The organism is Paenibacillus sp. SER-28, from assembly GCF_052906305.1.
Map to the genome: position 1 here is coordinate 164,358 of NZ_JBRECM010000009.1, position 19,259 is coordinate 183,616.

The 19,259-nt window shown below is 48.5% G+C and carries 14 protein-coding genes; 12 read left to right on the top strand and 2 right to left on the bottom strand.

Annotation, left to right across the window (positions count from 1 at the left end; translation table 11 throughout):
• Positions 1-98: 98 nt before the first annotated feature.
• The 4 genes from ACUYLD_RS19635 to ACUYLD_RS19650 all read left to right on the top strand — a co-directional run bounded on the left by ACUYLD_RS19635 (position 99) and on the right by ACUYLD_RS19650 (position 3,470).
• Complete coding sequence (locus ACUYLD_RS19635) at positions 99-1,445, top strand: 2-hydroxycarboxylate transporter family protein (RefSeq protein ID WP_446675785.1); 1,347 nt, start codon at positions 99-101, stop codon at positions 1,443-1,445.
• Between the two features lie 63 nt (positions 1,446-1,508).
• A complete protein-coding gene (locus tag ACUYLD_RS19640) occupies positions 1,509-2,705 on the top strand; it encodes an NAD(P)-dependent malic enzyme (RefSeq protein ID WP_446675786.1) in 1,197 nt (398 codons plus the stop codon).
• 180 nt (positions 2,706-2,885) lie between these two features.
• Entirely contained in the window at positions 2,886-3,260 is a 375-nt protein-coding gene (locus ACUYLD_RS19645; protein ID WP_013311164.1) for a hypothetical protein, read from the top strand.
• Positions 3,261-3,284: 24 nt separating this feature from the next.
• Positions 3,285-3,470 (top strand): YfhD family protein, encoded by a 186-nt coding sequence (locus tag ACUYLD_RS19650; protein ID WP_069290020.1) that lies wholly within the window; start codon positions 3,285-3,287, stop codon positions 3,468-3,470.
• A gap of 84 nt (positions 3,471-3,554) precedes the next feature.
• On the opposite strand, the gene ACUYLD_RS19655 is transcribed toward ACUYLD_RS19650, so the two are convergent.
• A complete protein-coding gene (locus tag ACUYLD_RS19655; protein WP_039272296.1) occupies positions 3,555-3,974 on the bottom strand; it encodes a hypothetical protein in 420 nt (139 codons plus the stop codon).
• A 195-nt stretch (positions 3,975-4,169) separates the two neighbouring features.
• On the opposite strand from ACUYLD_RS19655, the gene prmA reads away from it, so the two are divergent.
• The 5 genes from prmA (at position 4,170) to ACUYLD_RS19680 (ending at position 8,667) form a co-directional block, all read left to right on the top strand.
• Positions 4,170-5,135 carry a 50S ribosomal protein L11 methyltransferase gene (gene prmA, locus ACUYLD_RS19660; RefSeq protein ID WP_069290019.1) on the top strand — a complete coding sequence of 322 codons (966 nt, stop codon included), beginning with the start codon at positions 4,170-4,172 and terminating at the stop codon, positions 5,133-5,135.
• Positions 5,136-5,137: 2 nt separating this feature from the next.
• Positions 5,138-5,830, top strand: coding sequence for a site-2 protease family protein (locus tag ACUYLD_RS19665; RefSeq protein WP_023989504.1), 693 nt, complete (start codon positions 5,138-5,140; stop codon positions 5,828-5,830).
• 188 nt (positions 5,831-6,018) lie between these two features.
• Positions 6,019-6,783, top strand: coding sequence for a 16S rRNA (uracil(1498)-N(3))-methyltransferase (locus tag ACUYLD_RS19670; protein WP_446675787.1), 765 nt, complete (start codon positions 6,019-6,021; stop codon positions 6,781-6,783).
• A 1-nt stretch (position 6,784) separates the two neighbouring features.
• Positions 6,785-8,128, top strand: coding sequence for a tRNA (N(6)-L-threonylcarbamoyladenosine(37)-C(2))-methylthiotransferase MtaB (mtaB, locus tag ACUYLD_RS19675; protein ID WP_254350307.1), 1,344 nt, complete (start codon positions 6,785-6,787; stop codon positions 8,126-8,128).
• A 104-nt stretch (positions 8,129-8,232) separates the two neighbouring features.
• The gene (locus tag ACUYLD_RS19680; RefSeq protein WP_013311157.1) at positions 8,233-8,667 is read left to right on the top strand and encodes an NUDIX hydrolase; all 435 of its coding nucleotides are present in this window, start codon (positions 8,233-8,235) and stop codon (positions 8,665-8,667) included.
• On the opposite strand, the gene ACUYLD_RS19685 is transcribed toward ACUYLD_RS19680, so the two are convergent.
• Complete coding sequence (locus ACUYLD_RS19685) at positions 8,657-9,679, bottom strand: Na/Pi cotransporter family protein (protein WP_446675788.1); 1,023 nt, start codon at positions 9,677-9,679, stop codon at positions 8,657-8,659. The two genes, ACUYLD_RS19680 and ACUYLD_RS19685, sit on opposite strands and share 11 nt — an antisense overlap.
• A 357-nt stretch (positions 9,680-10,036) precedes the next feature.
• Between ACUYLD_RS19685 and ACUYLD_RS19690 the strand changes: the two genes are divergently transcribed.
• From ACUYLD_RS19690 to addA, 3 genes are all read left to right on the top strand, one after another.
• Positions 10,037-11,416, top strand: a complete 1,380-nt coding sequence (locus tag ACUYLD_RS19690) for a class I SAM-dependent rRNA methyltransferase (protein ID WP_446675789.1) — start codon at positions 10,037-10,039, stop codon at positions 11,414-11,416.
• Between the two features lie 235 nt (positions 11,417-11,651).
• Complete coding sequence (gene addB / locus ACUYLD_RS19695) at positions 11,652-15,218, top strand: helicase-exonuclease AddAB subunit AddB (protein ID WP_446675790.1); 3,567 nt, start codon at positions 11,652-11,654, stop codon at positions 15,216-15,218.
• Complete coding sequence (gene addA, locus ACUYLD_RS19700; protein WP_446675791.1) at positions 15,215-19,234, top strand: helicase-exonuclease AddAB subunit AddA; 4,020 nt, start codon at positions 15,215-15,217, stop codon at positions 19,232-19,234. The genes addB and addA overlap by 4 nt, the downstream gene beginning before the upstream one ends.
• Positions 19,235-19,259 lie beyond the last annotated feature (25 nt).

The following is a 19,259-nucleotide window of genomic DNA, read 5'->3' on the forward strand; positions in this document are numbered from 1 at the left end:
TACAAAAGTGAATGATTAGTTATAAAACCAAATAAAGCGTTTTCCAAGGTGTAGAATGGAAACATGATCATCATTCTTCACTTTATGGAGGGAGATTTATGGAAAATGCTACGAATCAGCCTGTCATTCAAAAGGGGCAAAGATGGAGTAAAAATTTTGTAGATGGCCTCAGAATGCTGGGTAGGGTAAAGTTGGGGGTTATTCCTCTTCCACTCTATGCCGTGATCGCGCTGATTGTTTATGCAGCTGCAGTTACTGAAAGACTTCCAAACGATCTGTTGGGCGGGTTTGCCGTCATCATGATTTTAGGTATACTGCTCAGTGATCTAGGGGCCAAACTTCCATTGCTTAAGCATATTGGCGGGCCGGCCATTTTATCACTTATGGTTCCATCGTTAATGGTATTTTGGAATATGTTTAGTCCATCTGCGATGGGTGCGGTACACACGCTTATGAAAACCTCGAATTTTCTTTACTTCTACATCGCATGTCTAGTAACGGGAAGTATTCTTGGCATGGATCGCAAAATGCTGATGAACGGAATTGTTAAAATTTTTGCCCCCATTATTATAGGATCTATTGCAGCTGTTGGCGTGGGAATGGTGGTGGGTATGGCTTTTGGCTATAGCGCCTATCATACATTTTTTTTCATCATCATTCCAATTATCTCCGGTGGGATTGGGGAAGGCATTTTACCGTTGTCCATTTCGTATGGGTTGGTGCTGGGCAAGGATTCGGCAGTATTCGTATCCCAGTTTATCCCGGCTGCAATTATTGGGAACATTGTTGCAATCATAGGTGCGGGTGTTCTGAAGAGATTAGCAGAGAAAAATCCAAAAACTTCGGGTAACGGGAGGTTAATAAAACTGGAGAAAGATACAGACAAGTTAGCTCCGGCAAGTCTGGAACAATCGATTTCTTTTCCATTGATGGGAGGAGGTCTGCTGTTGGCCTGTACTTTCTTCATTGTGGGTAAGCTGCTGGAGCCGTATCTCCATATTCCAGGTCCGATCCTCATGATTCTAGCGGCGGCATTAATTAAGTGTATTCAGATCATGCCGAACACATTGGAGCAGGGAGCTTTTCACTTGTACAAATGTATAACGGCAAGTCTGACGTGGCCCTTGATGGTGGGATTGGGTATTTTGTATGTACCTTTGGATAGTGTAGTTGGGATTTTAACGGTTCCTTATGCCATTACCTGCGCATCTGTTGTAGTTGCATTGATTGTTACCGGATACTTCACAGGAAAATGGATTCACATGTATCCCGTAGAAGCTGCTTTGGTGACTAGCTGTCGCGGTGGGTTAGGGGGCACGGGAGATGTAGCCATTCTGTCTGCGTCCAATCGGATGGAACTGATGCCTTTTGCACAAATTGCAACACGTATTGGCGGGGCAGGCACGGTCATTTTAGCAACTTTGTTACTCCAATTTTGGAGCTGATGAGTTTTATACACAGGACTGAGTTTCATATCCAAATAGAGACATGAAAGGACGGAGAAAAATATGAGCAGTTTAATAGACGAAATTAGAGAATTACATGCAGGTGGCAAAATGGAGACCTTACCAAAGAAGCGAATTGAAACGATGGAGGGGCTGTCCAAAGTGTATACGCCGGGTGTAGCTGAAATTTGTATGGAAATCGCCAATGACCCAGCCAAAGCGTATCAATTAACGATCAAAAAGAATACAGTAGCAGTCGTTTCAGACGGAACAGCAGTACTTGGATTAGGAGATATCGGACCGGAGGCCGCTATGCCTGTAATGGAGGGTAAAGCAGTGTTGTTCAAACAATTTGCAGGTGTCGACGCCTTCCCAATCTGTCTCAACACGAAGGACGCTGATGAAATTGTTCAAATTGTCAAAATGATTGCTCCTGCCTTTGGCGGCATTAATTTGGAAGATATATCTTCGCCACGCTGTTTTGAAATCGAGAGACGGTTGAAGCAGGAACTAGACATTCCAGTATTTCATGATGATCAGCATGGTACGGCAGTTGTTGTATTAGCGGGTCTGGTCAATGCATTAAAGGTATGTGGCAAAAAAATGGAGGATGTTAAAGTTGTATTTGCAGGGATTGGTGCGGCGGGTATGGCCTGCTCCCGTATGCTGCTTAAGGCAGGTGTGCGCAATCTGATTGGCGTTGATCGACAGGGAGCTATTCATCGTGACGTGGAGTACAGTAACCCGCATTGGACAGAGTATGCGAACATGACTAATCCGCACAATTTAAGTGGAAGTTTATCCGATGTGATTGTGGGAGCTGATGTATTCATCGGTGTGTCAGGCCCGAATATACTGACTGTAGAGGATATAAAGAGCATGGCAACTGATCCTATTGTGTTCGCCATGGCGAATCCGAATCCGGAAATTGATCCAGCTGTAGCCGCACCTCATGTACGTGTACTTGCTACCGGTCGCTCCGATTTTCCAAATCAGATTAACAATGTGCTGTGCTTCCCGGGAATTTTTCGGGGTGCTCTAGATTGCCATGCTACGACGATTAATGAGGAAATGAAGCTAGCTGCCGGACTTGCCATCGCTGATGCGATCTGTCCTGAAGAGCTAAGTGAAACTTATATCATACCGAATGTTTTTAATCCGAAGGTGGTTCAAAAGGTACGGGATGCTGTTATTCGTGCTGCATGGGAGACAGGAGTAGCCAAGTCAGGTGAAGCTCCGGCAGCTACTTTACACCCGTAAAAGTTATATTCTTCACAAACTATAGTTCACTGTCTAGGCCCACTGTTTCCATTATCGTCTGCATCCGTCTAGTCTTCGTAGGGAATATAAAATCGTGCCAATGAGCAGGATATAACAAAGCGTAACGCTCTATGCTTTTGAAGAGCAGTTACGCTCAATACTACACAGGGAGATTTTGAGATGGGCGAAAAAAATATTTTGGCGTATTTCAAAAGTCCTGAGGAAGCACAGGGAGCCGCTAGAAAACTGGAAGCACTCCGGGTAGCCGATGTGTCGATAGACCGATTTAGCCGGTATCCGCGGCAGTCTACTGGCAACGCCGGATTGCCTGTATTTTCAGGACAGATTAGCAGCTTGTCCTCACTGACACAGGGCGTGGACTTTACAGATGCAACTCCAGCAATACTGGCTGCGGCTGATCCGTCCGCCAGTGGCATGAGTGATGGAGGACAAGGCGGACCGACAGGCCGCGATATTTTGTTGACCGCTGTGGTGGATGAATCCATACATCATCAGGCGATGTCCATCGTGGAACAGGCGGGTGGAATGCTGTGAAAAGTTTGGAGGGAGCAGTGACCGATGTCCAAAAACAAACGGTTTGATAAAGTGCTGACCAAAACCGAAAAAATCAAACGCATGCAATCTGCTAAAAATGAAGATGTTGAGTTCTCGGCAGATCAGGCAGATGCTGAGGATCTAGAAGCGATCCGGCGTAGCGAAGTAGCTGACCGTCGTCAGCAGCGTATCATAAACGACAATGAGTAGAATTTAATAAAACGGGTTATCCCCATCAACAATGATGATTTTGGGATAACCCGTCTTATTTGTGTTCTTTCCTCTTCCTATTCATTATCCGCTATATGCTGTTGCACTAAAAACAAGAGGACCGGAGACAAATGCAGTCGTCGCAGGCGTCTGATTTTCAATAATCAGTTGGTAGTTTTGCACGCCCAGAGGTGCAACGTCTACCGTTTCGACATTAAGAATAATATTGTTATCGAAGACATTGGATTCCAGTCCGTAATAAATTTCTTTGCCAGCTCTCCAAATCCGTACAAGTACTCTAATGTTACCGGCACCGACAAAACGTAGTCCAATCGAGGCTTTTAACTCTACTCGGTTGTTGACAGCTCCAGGAATAGCAGGATCAATAAATACAGACGTCGTAGCAATTCCAAGTCCGGCTGGAGAAATCGGAACAGGAAGATTTATACCATTCGTGATAGGTGTAATAACACTGGCATTATAATCTAACACCGTCTTTGCCATACTAAATCACTCCTTTTCTAGTATATTGTATTGTATGTACTAGAGTTAAGGGTGCTTGGACTAAAAGAGAGGACAACAAATACAAGCTCTACAAAAAATATTTTGAGCACCGATAATATTAGCTTTTTTGAACTCCTGTGCATGTATATAGTACAATGTAATGTATGCATGTGAAATGAGGAGGAAATGAAAACCATGTTGTGGAATGAAATTACAATACATACAACCGAAGAAGCCATCGAAATGATTTCGAATTTTCTGCACGAAGCAGGTGCAGGAGGGGTTTCCATTGAAGAATCTGGTTCGCTCAACAAGCCACGGGATACATCCTATGGGCAGTGGTATGATCGGCCTTTGAACGACATACCTGAAGGACAAGCGATCATCAAAGGCTATTTTGCCGAAGAAGTGGACATGGATAGTATTCGTTCGCAGATTGAGCCGCGCGTCGAAGAATTGAGAACTTTCGATATTGATCCTGGTGAGGTTCAGTATGAGCTGAAAACAGTTGATGAGGATGACTGGGCAAATGCTTGGAAGCAATATTTCAAGCCTTTGCGTGTATCGGACCGTCTGACGATTAAACCCACTTGGGAGGAATATGAGCCTGCGAGTGAAGAGGAAAAAATCATTGAACTGGACCCTGGTATGGCCTTTGGGACCGGAACGCATCCTACGACATCCCTTTGTCTGAGAACGCTGGAGTCTGTGATTAAGGGTGGAGAAGAAGTTATTGATGTCGGCACGGGTTCCGGTATTTTGGCCATTGGAGCTGTAAAGCTGGGAGCGAAGCATGTACTTGCCTTGGATTTGGACCCGGTGGCAGTATCCAGTGCGCGGGAAAATACGCGTTTGAACGGACTGGAGGAACGCATCACCATTAAAGAAAGTGATTTGCTATCTGTGCTTAATGCAAGCGATCCAACGCTGGGTATCCAGTTACCGGTCAAGCTGGTGGTAGCTAATATATTGGCAGAGATTATTCTGCTGTTCATTGATGATGTATATAAAGCCCTGGAACCAGGTGGTATTTATATTGCTTCAGGGATTTGGAAGAACAAAGAAGAGGTTGTCGAAACTGCTTTGAAAGCAGCTGGCTTTGAGATTGCCGAAATAAGCCGGGATGAAGATTGGCTGGCGTTTGTGGCGAGAAAGAGGTAAGTATGGATTTTCTACAAAATATTTTTCGTGTAAATTTAAATGTTCTTCCCTTTTATTTACTGGCTGTGATCATATCGTTCACGGTTCATGAGTTTGCACATGCGTATTATGCCAATAAATTTGGTGACCCTACGGCCAAGCTACTTGGGCGTGTGACTTTAAATCCGGCAGTGCATATTGACCTGCTGGGTACGCTGCTGCTGTTGATCGGAGGCTTTGGCTGGGCCAAGCCAGTTCCGGTTAATCGTGACAATTTTAGCCGTCCGCGCCTCATGGGCATTATCGTATCGGCTGCGGGTCCGCTGAGCAATCTGCTGCTTGCATTTGTTACTACTTTGATCTATGCCGTGCTCCTTCATTTTCAAGTATTGCCGGGGATGGAGAACCAACGGGTGGCTCAAGCAATCTATTTGTTTATCAATGCTCTGATCAATTTAAATCTATTTTTGTTTATCTTTAATTTGATCCCACTGCCTCCACTGGATGGATACCGGATTGTGGAAGATGTGGCCCCCACTCCTGTGCGCCGCAAACTCCAGCAGTTTGAACAGTGGTCGATCTTTATTTTTCTGCTTATCCTGGTCATTCCGCAGGTTCGAGCTGTAACGATTGAACCTCTTTACACGCTGGCCCAGATGATTTATATACAGTTTTTGCAGTTCTCTTTTTATATCACTGGATTGTTTGGAGCCTAAGGGCTCCTTTTTTTACGAGAATAGGTAGGTATAACCTGAATAGAAGAGGGAACAGACTGGTCATACAGGCGCAAAAGATGATATGATGTTGCTTGGTGATTTATTCGGATTTTGTACGGAACGTTAGTGGACAACAGTTATTTTTAGAATGAGGATTTTGCAAAATCCAGGAATAGGTGTGAGAGAGAATGCAGCGTTATTTTATTCCGGCAGAGCAATTTCTAGAAGATCACGTGATTGTCGCGGGTGAGGACGCGCGGCATATCGCTAAAGTCATGCGGGGCCGTAGTGGTGACAAAATTATAGTTAGTGACGGGGTATCTAAAGAAGCGCTGGTTGCTTTGAATACGATTGAGCAGGATCATATTACGGCGACGATTATTGAGCCGCTGAAGATGACCTCTGAACCACATGTGCAGGTCACCATCGCTCAGAGTCTTCCTAAAGGAGACAAGATGGAGACGGTGATGCAAAAATGTACAGAAATCGGAGCAACCGGGTTTGTACCGTTTTTGTCCGAGCGTACGGTCGTGCAGTATGATGCCAAAAAAGAAGGCAAGCGACTGGAGCGTTGGCGCAAGATTGTGAAGGAAGCGGCTGAACAAAGCCACCGTAACCGGATTCCAGAAATTAGCGCGCCCATGACGTGGAAAGAACTTCTGGCTTCTTTTGCTGGGTATGATTTGATATGTTATTGCTATGAAAAAGAGCAGGGTAAACAGCTACGGGATGTAATCCAGCCTTTGGCAGGACAATGGGCGTCGACGGACATGCCGCGTGTTCTGCTGGTGGTAGGCCCGGAAGGCGGCTTTACTGAAGCGGAAAGCCTGGAGGCCGAGCAGGCCGGGGCACAGTCTACAGGACTGGGAAGACGTATTTTGCGTGCTGAGACCGCAGGAATGGCTGCATTGGCATGCATTTTATATGAGACAGGAGAAATGGGAGGGGTTTAATATGCCGTCAGTGGCATTTTACACATTGGGCTGTAAGGTAAACTTTTATGATACAGAAGCGATCTGGCAGCTGTTTAAAAATGAAGGTTATGAACAGGTAGACTTTGATGAGCAGACTGCTGATGTTTATCTTATTAATACATGTACCGTTACGAATACCGGTGATAAAAAGAGTCGTCAGATTATTCGCCGTGCGATTCGCCGGAATCCAGATGCCATTGTGGCAGTGACGGGCTGTTACGCCCAAACTTCTCCTGCCGAAATTATGGATATTCCTGGCGTTGATCTCGTTATCGGGACTCAGGACCGGGACAAAATTATTCCGTTCGTGCAGGAAATTCAAGGGACGCGTCAACCGGTGAACGCCGTGCGCAATATTATGAAAACGCGTGTATTTGAGGAAATGGATGTACCTGATTTTGCTAATCATACTCGGGCATTTTTGAAAATTCAGGATGGGTGCAATAACTTCTGTACTTTCTGCATCATTCCGTGGTCGCGGGGTCTATCCCGCAGTCGTGACGCTGCGAGCATTATTGCACAGGCGCATCAACTGGTACACGCAGGCTACAAGGAAATAGTACTCACTGGTATCCATACAGGCGGTTATGGTGATGACATGGATAATTATGACCTATCTGATCTGCTGTGGGATCTGGAGAAGGTAGAAGGGCTGGAGCGTATCCGTATCAGTTCGATTGAAGCCAGCCAGATTGATGAAAAAATGCTTGATGTGCTGAACCGTTCCACCAAGCTGGTTCGTCATTTTCACATACCGCTTCAGGCGGGGGATGACACTGTATTGAAACGGATGCGTCGCAAGTACACGACAGAAGAGTTTTATAACAAAATGCTTATGATTCGCAAAGCAATGCCAGATGTAGCGATTACAACGGACGTGATTGTCGGCTTCCCTGGGGAGACGGATGAAATGTTCCGCAATGGCTATGAGCTGATGAAAAAAATCGGTTTTTCGGAAATGCACGTGTTCCCGTACTCCAAGCGCAGTGGAACTCCTGCGGCGCGTATGGAGGATCAGGTGGACGAAGACGTGAAAAATGCACGAGTGCATGAGCTGATACAACTGTCAGAGCAAATGCAACTGGCGTATGCTGAGAAGTTTGTAGGTCAGGTGCTGGAGGTCATTCCGGAAGTTGCGCCGAAAGGGACCGAAGATAGCGGCATACTCCATGGATATAGTGACAATTATATTCAACTGGCGTTTGAAGGTACTGAGGATCTGGTTGGCAAGGTATGCCGCGTGAAGCTGACGAAGGCAGGCATTAATGAAAGTGAAGGCCAATTGGTCCGCGTACTAGAGAATGGGTTGCAAACAGCTCTGTAAGAACAAAAAAAGCCTGAACAGGCAATAGAGATGGCAGACAAGGATTTCGCCTTTCCTTACAGAGAGGACGGAATCCTTGTTGCGCAAGGAAGGGAGATTACAGGATGGCAGCAAAAAAGGAAATTTCCGCAGGCGGCGTTGTGTTTCGCAAACAGGGGGAGCAGCTTGAAATTCAGCTCATTACTGACCGATATGGCAAGGTATCCTTGGCTAAAGGGAAAATGGAGTTGGGAGAAACAATCGAACAGACGGCTTTACGTGAAATTCGCGAGGAAACAGGGTTGAACGGGCGGATTATCCAGCATGTAGATATGATTGCTTATACGTATCAGCATCCAGAATTTGGGGAAGTAGATAAAGAAGTACATTATTATCTCGTAGAGGCACTGGATGGGGATTTACAGGCACAGATCGAAGAAATTAAAGGAGTTGCGTGGCATACGCCTGAGGAAGCATGGCGTCTCCAGCGCCAGGGTGGGTATGACAATAATGATGTCATTTTAAGCAAGGCGCTGTCCATGCTAGGAATTAATGTTTGATTCTGTGGGGAGATATACGATCCTCTAAACGCGTCCACACAGGTAGATAGCAGAGAGGCAAGACCAGCAGAGAGCTAATAACGTTAAACAGAGTTTGGGCATGGGCTACCTTGGCTCCGGGCTCGGTAGATATCCAGGCAGCGGCCATCTCCAGACCAGGGATCAACGGCATAAAGAGCAAGGCTCCGCCGACGTTCAGCAGCACGTGGGACCAGGCTACAAATTTGCCGGACACGCTGCCGCCAACAGCGGCAATCAGGGCGGTTACGCAGGTGCCTACATTGGAGCCGATGACGATGGCGATCCCCACATCGGCTGGCAAGGCTCCAGCAGCGGCAAGGCTAATCGCCATGCCAATGACGGCTGCGCTACTGTGAACCAGCGCGGTCAGGCAGGCTCCAGCAGCGAAGGCCCACCACATGTTGGCTGCAGCGTGATCAAGAAACCAACGGAATAGTCCGGCCTGCTCAATCCAGGGTCCGACCGACTGCATCACGCGAATACCCGCCAGAATCAGCGAAAATCCAGCAAAGACGAGGCTGATATATTGTACAGCCTGCGAACGGCTGAGCCCATTGGAGCCGGATGAAGCTCCGGCAGACACATACTGGCGGCTGGGGACAGCTTCACTCCACAGGACGGCAGTGCTCCAGCAGAGCAGTGAGCCGCAGAGCAGCGGAACAGCCAGCTTGCCGAGCTGGAGCCCCATCAGCTCGGTGGTCAGGCAGGTGCCGATATTGGTGCCGAGAATGATGCCGAGCGTGCGGCCGTAGGTCAACAGCCCGGCGTTGACCAGTCCGATCGTCAGCACCGTTACGGCGGTGCTGCTTTGCAGCAGGGCGGTAATGCCTGAGCTGAACAGCATGCCCCGCCAAGGGGAAACGGTGGCGTGGTTCAACCAGCGGGTGAGGAAGGGGCCGGCCAAATGCCGGAGGGCTGCTTCCATCAGCTTCATCCCGCCCAAAAAAATAAACAGCCCACCGCACAACGGGAGTATAACATGTATAAACACGGGCATAGCCCCCTTTTCTAGGTGAAAATACTTATGTAACAGCCTATGATCTGTCGGGGACAGCCATGACAAGCATGGCCGAGCTGTTTTTTTATAGAACGATAATTTTTGTAGTATCTTCACAAGCTTTAAAAGCGTGACGTCGATATACAGGCGGGCAGTAGCGGAGCGGTTCATTTGAATCTGGAGAAGCGCCAGCGTTCGCCTTTGCAACGGGATTCTTACCTTTAAATGTGTTACCTAATTCCAAGAATCCCGTTGCAACAGCGATCGTAAGATCAAATGATCCGCGGAGCCGCGCCCCTATCGAACAACGTTTTAACACTTTGAGTAATTCAAGAATGGGAGTGAAGGATTTTGCCTTCAGTAATATTAGAACGCAGCCGTAAAAAAAGGCTGGAGCACGCACACCCTTGGGTGTTTAAAAACGAAATAGCCAAGATTGAGGGTGACCCAGAGGCAGGCGATTTGGTCAGCATCGTTAACCATCAGGGGCGTTATTTGGCGACAGGTTACTATAATCCGGCTTCACAAATTACAGTACGTGTGATGTCCTATGAGCCGCTGGAAGCAATGGATCAAAACTTTTTTGCCCAACGCTTTCGCAAATGTCTGGAGCACCGCGAACGTTTTGTGACCGGGGGAGACGCTTATCGGTTGGTGTACGGCGAGGCTGATTTTTTGCCTGGACTGATTGTAGATCGATTTGGTGATGTGTTGGTCGTGCAGTTGTTAACGCTTGGCATGGATCGGCGCAGGGAAGAAATCAGGGATGCGCTCGTTGAAGTAGTGGGTCCTGTTGGTATATATGAGCGCAGTGATGTATCCATCCGTGAGCTGGAAGGATTGGAACAAACAAAGGGTCCTTTGTACGGTGATTGCCCGCGTCATGTGGTGGTGACGGAAAATGGGCTGCACATCAAGGTTGATATCGTAGAGGGCCAGAAGACGGGTTATTTTTTTGACCAGCGTGAAAATAGAGCGGCCATAGCACCGTTGATGACAGGTTGGGGAGCACGTAGTGGAATTACGCTACAAGAAGTTGCTACAGACTCAGGGGACGCTGGCACAACGGTCATGAAGCCAGTGAATAAAAGCGGTAAGGTTGTTGGATTTCCATTCTGGGACGGCGCAACCGTATTGGAATGTTTTTCACATACGGGAAGCTTTACGCTCAATGCATGTAAACATGGTGCTAAAAAAGTAACTTGTCTTGATATTTCTGAGCATGCGATTGAAAGTGCGCGGGATAATGTCAAGCTGAACGGTTTTGAGGAACGCGTCGAGTTTGTCGTCGACGATGCTTTTCAATATTTGCGCAATCAAGTGAAAGGTGTAGAGGAACGCAATGCACGAGCCGGGGGCAAAGGAGATACATCCAAGCCGCTGACAGCAGGTGGCGGACGCACCTTTGATGTGGTCATTCTCGATCCGCCAGCCTTTGCCAAAACGAAGAACGCTGTCAAAGGAGCTACACGTGGATATAAAGATATCAACCTGCATGGGATGAAGCTTGTCAATGAGGGCGGCTATCTGGTGACAGCGAGCTGTTCGTTCCATATGCGGCCAGAGCTGTTCTTGGACACTATTAAGGAAGCGGCGGCAGATGCCGGCAAAATCCTTCGTCTGGTAGACTGGAGAGCGGCTGGTAAGGATCATCCTCAAATTTTGGGTGTGGAGGAAGGCCATTACTTGAAATTCGCCATCTTTGAGGTGCGCAGCCGGACACAGCTTTAGGTTTCAACAAAGTCAAAGTCAATCGCCTTTTTGGTGATTAAATAGGTAAAATAGACTCATTTTAGGTATAAATCAGTCCTGTAGAGAAGGCATGCACCAAGCCAACCTGCGGGACTGATTTATTTTTAGGGGGAGGATGAATTGCTACAACATGGCAAACGTACGTTCTTTTCTCCCTTGCCTGATATGCTATACTGTTTAATAGAATGTTGTTCGTTGGAAAGGAGGCCGCATCATGTCGGTCCGCTTGTTGATTGGCCGCTCTGGTAGTGGTAAAAGTACGTTAATCCGCAATGAAATGACGTCTATGTTACGCGAGGAGCCGCTAGGTAAGCCTATGCTGTTACTTGTGCCGGAGCAATCGTCATTTGCTTCTGAGCATGCGTTACTTACAGAAGCCGGAAACGGTATTCAGGGGTCGGTGCGCGCCCAAGTGATGGGATTTCATCGTCTTGCCTATTTAGTTATGCAGGAAACCGGGGGTTCTGCACTGGTGCCTGTAACGGAAGAAGGCAAGAAGATGCTTTTATATAAAATTATTCGTCGTCGCAAGGATGAACTGAGCTTGTTTAAGGATTCGGGAGACCAGCTCGGCTTTGTGGATCGGTTGAATACATTGTTTACGGAGCTAAAGCAGTATGGAAATGATACTCGGTCTGTACCCGAGCAACTGGAGCGAATGAACGCTGTGGGAGAGTCAACTCCGATTTTGCGCGGCAAGCTCAAAGATATCAGTCTAATCTACGAGGATTTTGAACGAGAGCTGACGCTTAAATATATAGACGGTGAAGATACGCTGCGTATGCTGGCAGAACAGATTGCGGAGTCTTCCCTTGTGCGTGGAGCAGACATTTGGATGGATGGCTACCGTAGGTTTACACCACATGAATACAAGGTGGTGGAGCAACTTATGCTGCATGCCTCTTCGTTGACGGTGGCGCTGACTTGCAACCGTAGCTACGAGAGCGGACAGCTTCCGCATGAGTTGGATTTGTTTCATCCTTCGGCGGCTACGTATGTAAAGCTCAAAGGAATGGCAGACGAGCTGATGATAGAGACGCAGACACAATTACTGCGCCCTGATCCGTTGCCGAGATTTAAGGAGCGTCCGGCGTTGGCGTATTTGGAGGCTAACTTTGAACATCGTACAGGGTTGCGGAATCAGGAACAACGGATGCGGCTGCAGCAGCTACGAGAGCAGTGGACAGAAGAACAGCCGGAGGGCATAAAACTGTACACTGCGGCTAATCGCCGTGCAGAGCTGGAAGGGGCTGTACGCGAAATGCGCCGTCTGGCCCGAGTTGAAGGCGCGCGTTACCGGGAGATGGCTCTGTTTGTACGTCATATTGAAGATTATGAGCCATGGGTGGAACCGATATTCAAACAGTATGAGGTTCCAGTATTTCTGGATCAGCGAAGAAGTGTATTACATCATCCTTTGGTGGAATTGATTCGGGCTTCGCTGGATATCGTGCAGCGGCGCTGGCGGTATGAGGATGTATTCCGTGCGGTCAAAACAGACCTTCTACTGCCGCTGGACGGTCGGGTGAGCCGCGAGGAGATGGACCGTTTGGAAAACTATGTTCTGGCCTGCGGAATACAAGGCAGCCGTTGGACAGATGGTCGGCCGTGGCAGGCTGTGCCCAGCTTGTCATTGGAGCTGGAGGAGCAGGAACGGAACCGTAGGCGGGATGAAACGTTGGATTTGATGGAGCTGTGCCGGGATGTGATCGTGACGCCTTTACGTGCGTTTGAGAAACGTGTGGGCAAGGCACGAACTGCACTTGAGAAGTGTGAAGCGGTATATCTGTTACTGGAGGATGCAGAAATCGGCCACAAGCTGGACGCCTTCATTCATCAGGCAGAGGAAGCAGGAAAACCTGAGCAGGCGAAGGAGCATCGTCAGGTATGGGATGCAGTGCTTGAACTACTGGATCAAATCGTCGAAATGATGGGTGATGAGAGGCTGGATACCTCTTTGTTTGCGGGTGTGCTGGAAACGGGATTGGCCGAGTTCCGTATGGGACTTGTTCCGCCGGCTCTGGATCAGGTTCTGGTCGGAAACACGGACCGTACGCGTGTATCCGGTATTCAACATGCCTTTGTGCTAGGTATGAACGAAGGTGTGATGCCGGCTGTGTTCCATGAGGACGGTGTGCTGAATGAGCAGGAGCGTACGGCATTAAACGAACGAGGCGTAGAGCTGGCGCCGGATATGACAAGACGTCTGTTGGACGAACGTTTTCTCGCTTATACGGCCCTTACCTCAGCCAGTAAAAGCCTGTGGATGAGCTATGCAGTGACTGATGAAGAAGGCAAGTCATTGTTGCCGTCTGAGTTAGTACGACATATGCGGCACCTGTTTCCTAGTCTGGACGAACGTCCGTTGGCTGGATACCCTTTGCCTGGGGATGCTTGGACGACGCAATGGGAGTATGCTTCTCATCCGTCCGAGGCTTTGCCGCAGCTCACTGCGCAATTACGGCATTGGCGACGTGGCGGTGACATTTTATCTCCTTGGTGGGAGGTATATAACTGGTATGCAAGCCAGCAAGGGCGTGAGAAGGACAAGCTGCGTCAGCTGTTGACCTCACTTTTTTATGAGAACCATGCCGAAATGCAGAAGGAAACAAGCCGCCGTCTGTACGGTAGCAAGCTGCGTACCAGCGTATCTCGTATGGAACGTTTTGTGGCATGTCCATTTTCGCACTTTGCCTCTCACGGTCTTCGTTTGAAGGAACGTCAAATGTATCGCCTGAAGGCCCCGGATATCGGACAATTATTCCATGCAGCGCTTGGAGAGATGGCGATCAATCTGCGTAAACGCAATGTCAGCTGGGGCAGTCTCAGCACCGAGGAATGCCGACAAGAGGCGGAAAGTACAGTGGAGCGTTTGGCTCCTCGTCTGCAAGGCGAGATTTTAATGAGCTCCAAGCGGTATGGCTACATTTTGCGCAAATTGAAAGACATCGTGAGCCGTGCTTCGTTGATTTTAGGTGAACATGCGCGAAGAGGTAGTTTTGAGCCGATTGGGCTGGAGTTGGACTTTGGACCGGGTCAGCAGCTTCCTCCGTTAAGCTTCCGGTTAGATAACGGCGTTGTGATGGAAATTGTCGGACGGATTGACCGTGTAGATGTGGCAGAGGGAGAAAAGGGGTTACTTTTGCGTGTCATCGATTACAAATCTAGCCAAAAGGATCTCAAGCTGCATGAAGTGTACTATGGCCTGTCCTTGCAAATGCTCACCTACCTGGATGTGCTGCTGAATGCGGCGGAGGAATGGTTGGGCGAGACAGCTTATCCAGCGGGTACCCTGTATTTTCACGTCCACAATCCGATGTTGCAGTCGCCTAACGGTCTTAGCGCAGAACAGGCTCGTCAGGAGCTTTTGAAACGTTTTAAGATGAAGGGATTATTGCTTGCGGATCGGGATGTAGTTGGACAAATGGATACAGCATTGGACAAAGGATATTCCTCTATTTTACCTGTTGCGGTGAAAGCAGACGGCAGTTTTTATAGCAGTGCTTCGGTTGCTTCGCCGGAACAGTGGGACAGCTTGTTAGCCTCGGTGCGTAATAATATTCGGACGATTGGCACACGGATGACAGAGGGCGATGTGGCCATTGAACCTTATCGAATCCAGCAAGAGACGGCTTGTACCTTCTGTTCTTTTAAGCCTGTTTGTCAATTTGACGACAGTCTGGAGGGCAGTGGCTACAATCAATGGGGTAAACCCGGTAAGGATCAAATCTGGAATCTGTTGGGTCATACACAGGAAGGGAAAGGAGGAATGGACCAATGATAGGCACGTCAAACACTAAAGACATGCCGAAGCCGGAAGGCAGTATGTGGAGCGATGACCAGTGGCGTGCCATTTCGGAATCGGGTAACAACATGCTGGTCGCGGCAGCGGCAGGGTCAGGCAAAACAGCGGTGCTCGTAGAGCGTATTATTCGTAAAATTGTCGATCCCCAGCTTGGCTTCAGCGTGGATCGGTTGCTGGTAGCAACCTTTACGAAGGCTGCAGCCGCCGAAATGCGTCAACGGATACGCGAAGCGTTGGAACGTGTGTTGGAACAGGAACCGGAAAGTGAGCATGTACGCCGCCAGCTGTCGTTGCTGAATCGGGCCTCGATTACAACGCTTCACTCATTTTGTATGGAGGTCATCCGCAGGCATTATCAGGCCATTCCTCTTGATCCTGGTTTTCGGATTATGAATGAGCATGAGACAGAATTGTTGCGTCAGGAGCTTCTAGAAGAACTGTTTGAGGAGAAATATGAGGCTCATGATGAAGGTAGTACATTCCGCAGACTGGTCGACTGGTTTAGTGGAGAACGCACCGATGATGCAATGTACGTGCTTGTTCAGCGGTTGTATGATTTTTCTCAAAGTCATCCTTGGCCAGAACATTGGCTGCGGGAGACAGCGGCAGCATTTCGTGTACAGGATGTAGCTGCTTTGGGAGATACACCCTGGGTTCGCAGCATTTTGGCGGATGCTGCACTTTCATTGCGCGGAGCGGCGAGCTTGCTGGAACAGGCGCATGAAACAGCTATGCAGCCCGGCGGTCCTGCACCTTATGCCGTGACACTGCAAGAGGATGCGGCGATGGTGAAGGGATTACTGCAAGAGCTGGAGACAAAGCCGTGGGCATCTCTATATGATCATTTTCAGGCAGCTGCTTTCGGTAAGCTCAAGCCAGTCAAAAAAGATCAGACTGAGCCTGCATTGCAGGAACGGGTTAAGACGCTGCGCGAAGCAGCCAAAAAAATGATTACAGATATGAAGGCTTCCCTGTTTGGCAGGAGAGCAGAAGCTTATTGGGAGGAGCTGCACGCCGCGGCTCCGCTGATGGACGAATTGGTAGAAACCGTGATTGTATTCGGGGAACGATTTCAACAGCACAAGCAGTCAAAAGGGTTGGTGGACTTCGGGGATTTGGAACATTATTGTCTGAAAATATTACGACATCCGGATTCTACTCCTTACAAGCTACTACCTTCCGACGCTGCGCTCGAATACAAGGCGCAATTCGACGAGGTGCTGTTAGATGAGTATCAGGATACGAATACCGTACAGGAAGATATCGTTAGGCTAGTATCACGGGAGGAACCGGGTAACCGTTTTATGGTGGGCGACGTGAAACAGAGTATTTATCGGTTTCGGCTGGCGGAGCCGGGTCTGTTTTTGAATAAGTATCAACGGTACGGCATGCAGGAGCAGGAAGATGGATTTTTAATTGATCTGGCGCGTAATTTCCGCAGTCGGGAGGAAGTTGTCGATGCGGTCAATTTGGTGTTCCGCCAGATTATGAGTGTGGATGTGGCGGAAATTGAGTACGATGAACGAGCCTGGCTGGTACACGGCGCATCCTATCCCGACCCGTCGGATCAAGACACCGCATCTGTATACGCACCTGAGTTGCTCTTAGTTGATAAGGGTGGACAGGGTCTTTCCGAGGCTTCGGAGCTGTCCGAAACGGGGGACGAATCTGCTCTACAGGAAAGTGAGCTGGCTGAGCTTGCGGAGCTAGAAACGGCACAGTTAGAGGCTCGTGCGATCGCGCAACGGATTAAAGAACTGACCGGAGACACTGGACAACCACTGTTGATTTACGACAGAGGATTAAAAGCGATGCGTCCGGCAGTCTACGGCGATATCGTCATTTTGCTTCGTTCGGCAAGCGTGTGGGCCCCCCTAATTGTGGAGGAACTGCGGCTTGAGGGTATTCCGGCCTCCGGAGAGCAGACGACAGGCTTTTTTAAAGCAACGGAAGTTGAGGTGATGTTGTCTCTGCTGCACATTATTGATAATCCGCAGCAGGACATCCCGCTTGCATCCGTGCTTCGTTCGCCAATTGTTGGCTTGACCGAAGATGAACTTGCACAAATTCGGTTGGAGAAGCCGGATGGATTATTTTATGACGCATTGCTGGCGGCGGCAGAAGCTGACCCACTGGAAGAAAGTGAAAAAGGGATCGCAGCTGACATCATGGAGTTGGATCTTTTCCCTAAGGACTCTTTATCTTCATCTGACTTTGGTAATAGAAATGACGGGAATACGTTATCTGCCCGACTACGTTCATTTTTGCGTAATTTGGAAGCCTGGCGGCAGGAAGCCCGACAAGGCAACTTAAGTGCATTGATTTGGAATGTGCTGGAGGAAACAGGATATCTGGATTGGGTCGGTGGACTGCCTGGCGGCTCACAGCGTCAAAGTAATTTGCGGGCGCTATATGACCGAGCGAGACAGTATGAGACTTCTACGTCCAACCGAGGATTGTTCCGATTTCTGACCTTCATTTCCCGTCTACGGGAGCGAGGCGGTGATTTAGGATCCATTAGCGGGGGGACTGAACCTGATCAGGCTGTCCGTATTATGACCATTCATAAAAGTAAAGGACTTGAATTCCCTATCGTGTTTATTGCCGGGACAGCAAAAATGTTCAATCAACAGGATCTCAATGCGCCGTTTCTTATGCACAAGGAGTTGGGGTTTGGTCCTAAATATGTGGAGGAACAAAATCGTGTCAGCTACCCTACGCTGCCTAATTTAGCGATCCGCCGACGCTCACAGCTGGAGCTATTGGCTGAGGAAATGCGGGTGTTATACGTGGCGCTTACGCGTCCGCGTGAAAAGCTGATTATGACCGGAACCGTGAAGGATCTCGCTTCGCGCGCAGCGGGTTGGGCACGTGCCAAAGAACATACGGAAACGGTCTTACCAGACTATATGCTGGCGGCAGGCCGCAGCTATCTGGACTGGGTAGGTCCTGCTTTGATTCGGCATCCTTCTGCTACTTTGTTGAGGGAAGCGGCAGGCGATCAGGATGGGTACTATCACAGGCTGGAACATATGCCGGGAACAGACTGGTTATTTAAAATCGTCGCCTCGGAAACACTTTCCGGCTCTCGTGTGAACTCAGATCATGAGGAAGAGGTGTCGGGCGAAGAGCGCCAAAAGAAGACAGAAGCACTGAGAAATGCGGAGCTAATCGACTTGAACGAAGAGAGTGAAACGGATATTGAAGCTGCTCTTTCCTGGATCTATCCGTATGAACGGGCTGGCAAGACCGCAGCCAATACATCGGTCACTGAGATGAAAAGATGGCTGGAAATGCAGGAGATGGGTTCGGACGATTGGCTGAATCTATCTAACTCTCTACTAGCAGAGTCACCGGAGGATCGGGAGGATCCTCACACTGGGGGTAGTCAATTACACTTGCGCAGACCTAAGTTTATGGGGAATCAGCGACTGACTCCAACGGAACGAGGAACAGTCTATCATACGTTGATGCTGCATTTGCCATTAGATGGGGGGATGAGCGCCGAAGTTATTGAGGAAACCAAGGCTCGTTTGCTCAATCAGCGTATGTTACTGGATGTTCATGCAAAGGCGCTAGATACGGATAAAATATTACGCTTTTTCACTAGTGAGCTGGGTAGCAGAATGCTAGGGGCATCCCATGTTCAAAGAGAGCTTCCGTTTACTTATACCATGCGGGCAACCGATTACTGGAACCACAGCTTACCATCAATGTCACCAGGACAAGAAACAGATTCGGAAGGTGGACAGGACGGAGATAAAGTGCTGATGAACGGGATTATTGACTGTCTATTTGAAACTCCCGAAGGACTCGTGCTGGTGGATTATAAAACAGATCGGATATCTGAATATCGTACATTGTCCCATTTAACAGACCAATATCGTTTTCAATTGGAGCTGTATGCCCGTGTGATCGAAGAGATTACAAGCAAAAAGGTTGCTGAGAAGTGGCTGTATTTTTTAGAAGCTGGAGAGAGTGTACAGCTGTAGTTATATAGATAGGAGAGGAGGAATA

What these genes read in the sequence shown, in the direction of transcription:
- ACUYLD_RS19635 (WP_446675785.1), top strand. Translation starts at nt 99, where the DNA reads ATGGAAAATGCTACGAATCAGCCTGTCATTCAAAAGGGGCAAAGATGG.
- ACUYLD_RS19640 (WP_446675786.1), top strand. Translation starts at nt 1,509, where the DNA reads ATGAGCAGTTTAATAGACGAAATTAGAGAATTACATGCAGGTGGCAAA.
- ACUYLD_RS19645 (WP_013311164.1), top strand. Translation starts at nt 2,886, where the DNA reads ATGGGCGAAAAAAATATTTTGGCGTATTTCAAAAGTCCTGAGGAAGCA.
- ACUYLD_RS19650 (WP_069290020.1), top strand. Translation starts at nt 3,285, where the DNA reads ATGTCCAAAAACAAACGGTTTGATAAAGTGCTGACCAAAACCGAAAAA.
- ACUYLD_RS19655 (WP_039272296.1), bottom strand. Translation starts at nt 3,974, where the DNA reads ATGGCAAAGACGGTGTTAGATTATAATGCCAGTGTTATTACACCTATC.
- prmA (WP_069290019.1), top strand. Translation starts at nt 4,170, where the DNA reads ATGTTGTGGAATGAAATTACAATACATACAACCGAAGAAGCCATCGAA.
- ACUYLD_RS19665 (WP_023989504.1), top strand. Translation starts at nt 5,138, where the DNA reads ATGGATTTTCTACAAAATATTTTTCGTGTAAATTTAAATGTTCTTCCC.
- ACUYLD_RS19670 (WP_446675787.1), top strand. Translation starts at nt 6,019, where the DNA reads ATGCAGCGTTATTTTATTCCGGCAGAGCAATTTCTAGAAGATCACGTG.
- mtaB (WP_254350307.1), top strand. Translation starts at nt 6,785, where the DNA reads ATGCCGTCAGTGGCATTTTACACATTGGGCTGTAAGGTAAACTTTTAT.
- ACUYLD_RS19680 (WP_013311157.1), top strand. Translation starts at nt 8,233, where the DNA reads ATGGCAGCAAAAAAGGAAATTTCCGCAGGCGGCGTTGTGTTTCGCAAA.
- addB (WP_446675790.1), top strand. Translation starts at nt 11,652, where the DNA reads ATGTCGGTCCGCTTGTTGATTGGCCGCTCTGGTAGTGGTAAAAGTACG.
- addA (WP_446675791.1), top strand. Translation starts at nt 15,215, where the DNA reads ATGATAGGCACGTCAAACACTAAAGACATGCCGAAGCCGGAAGGCAGT.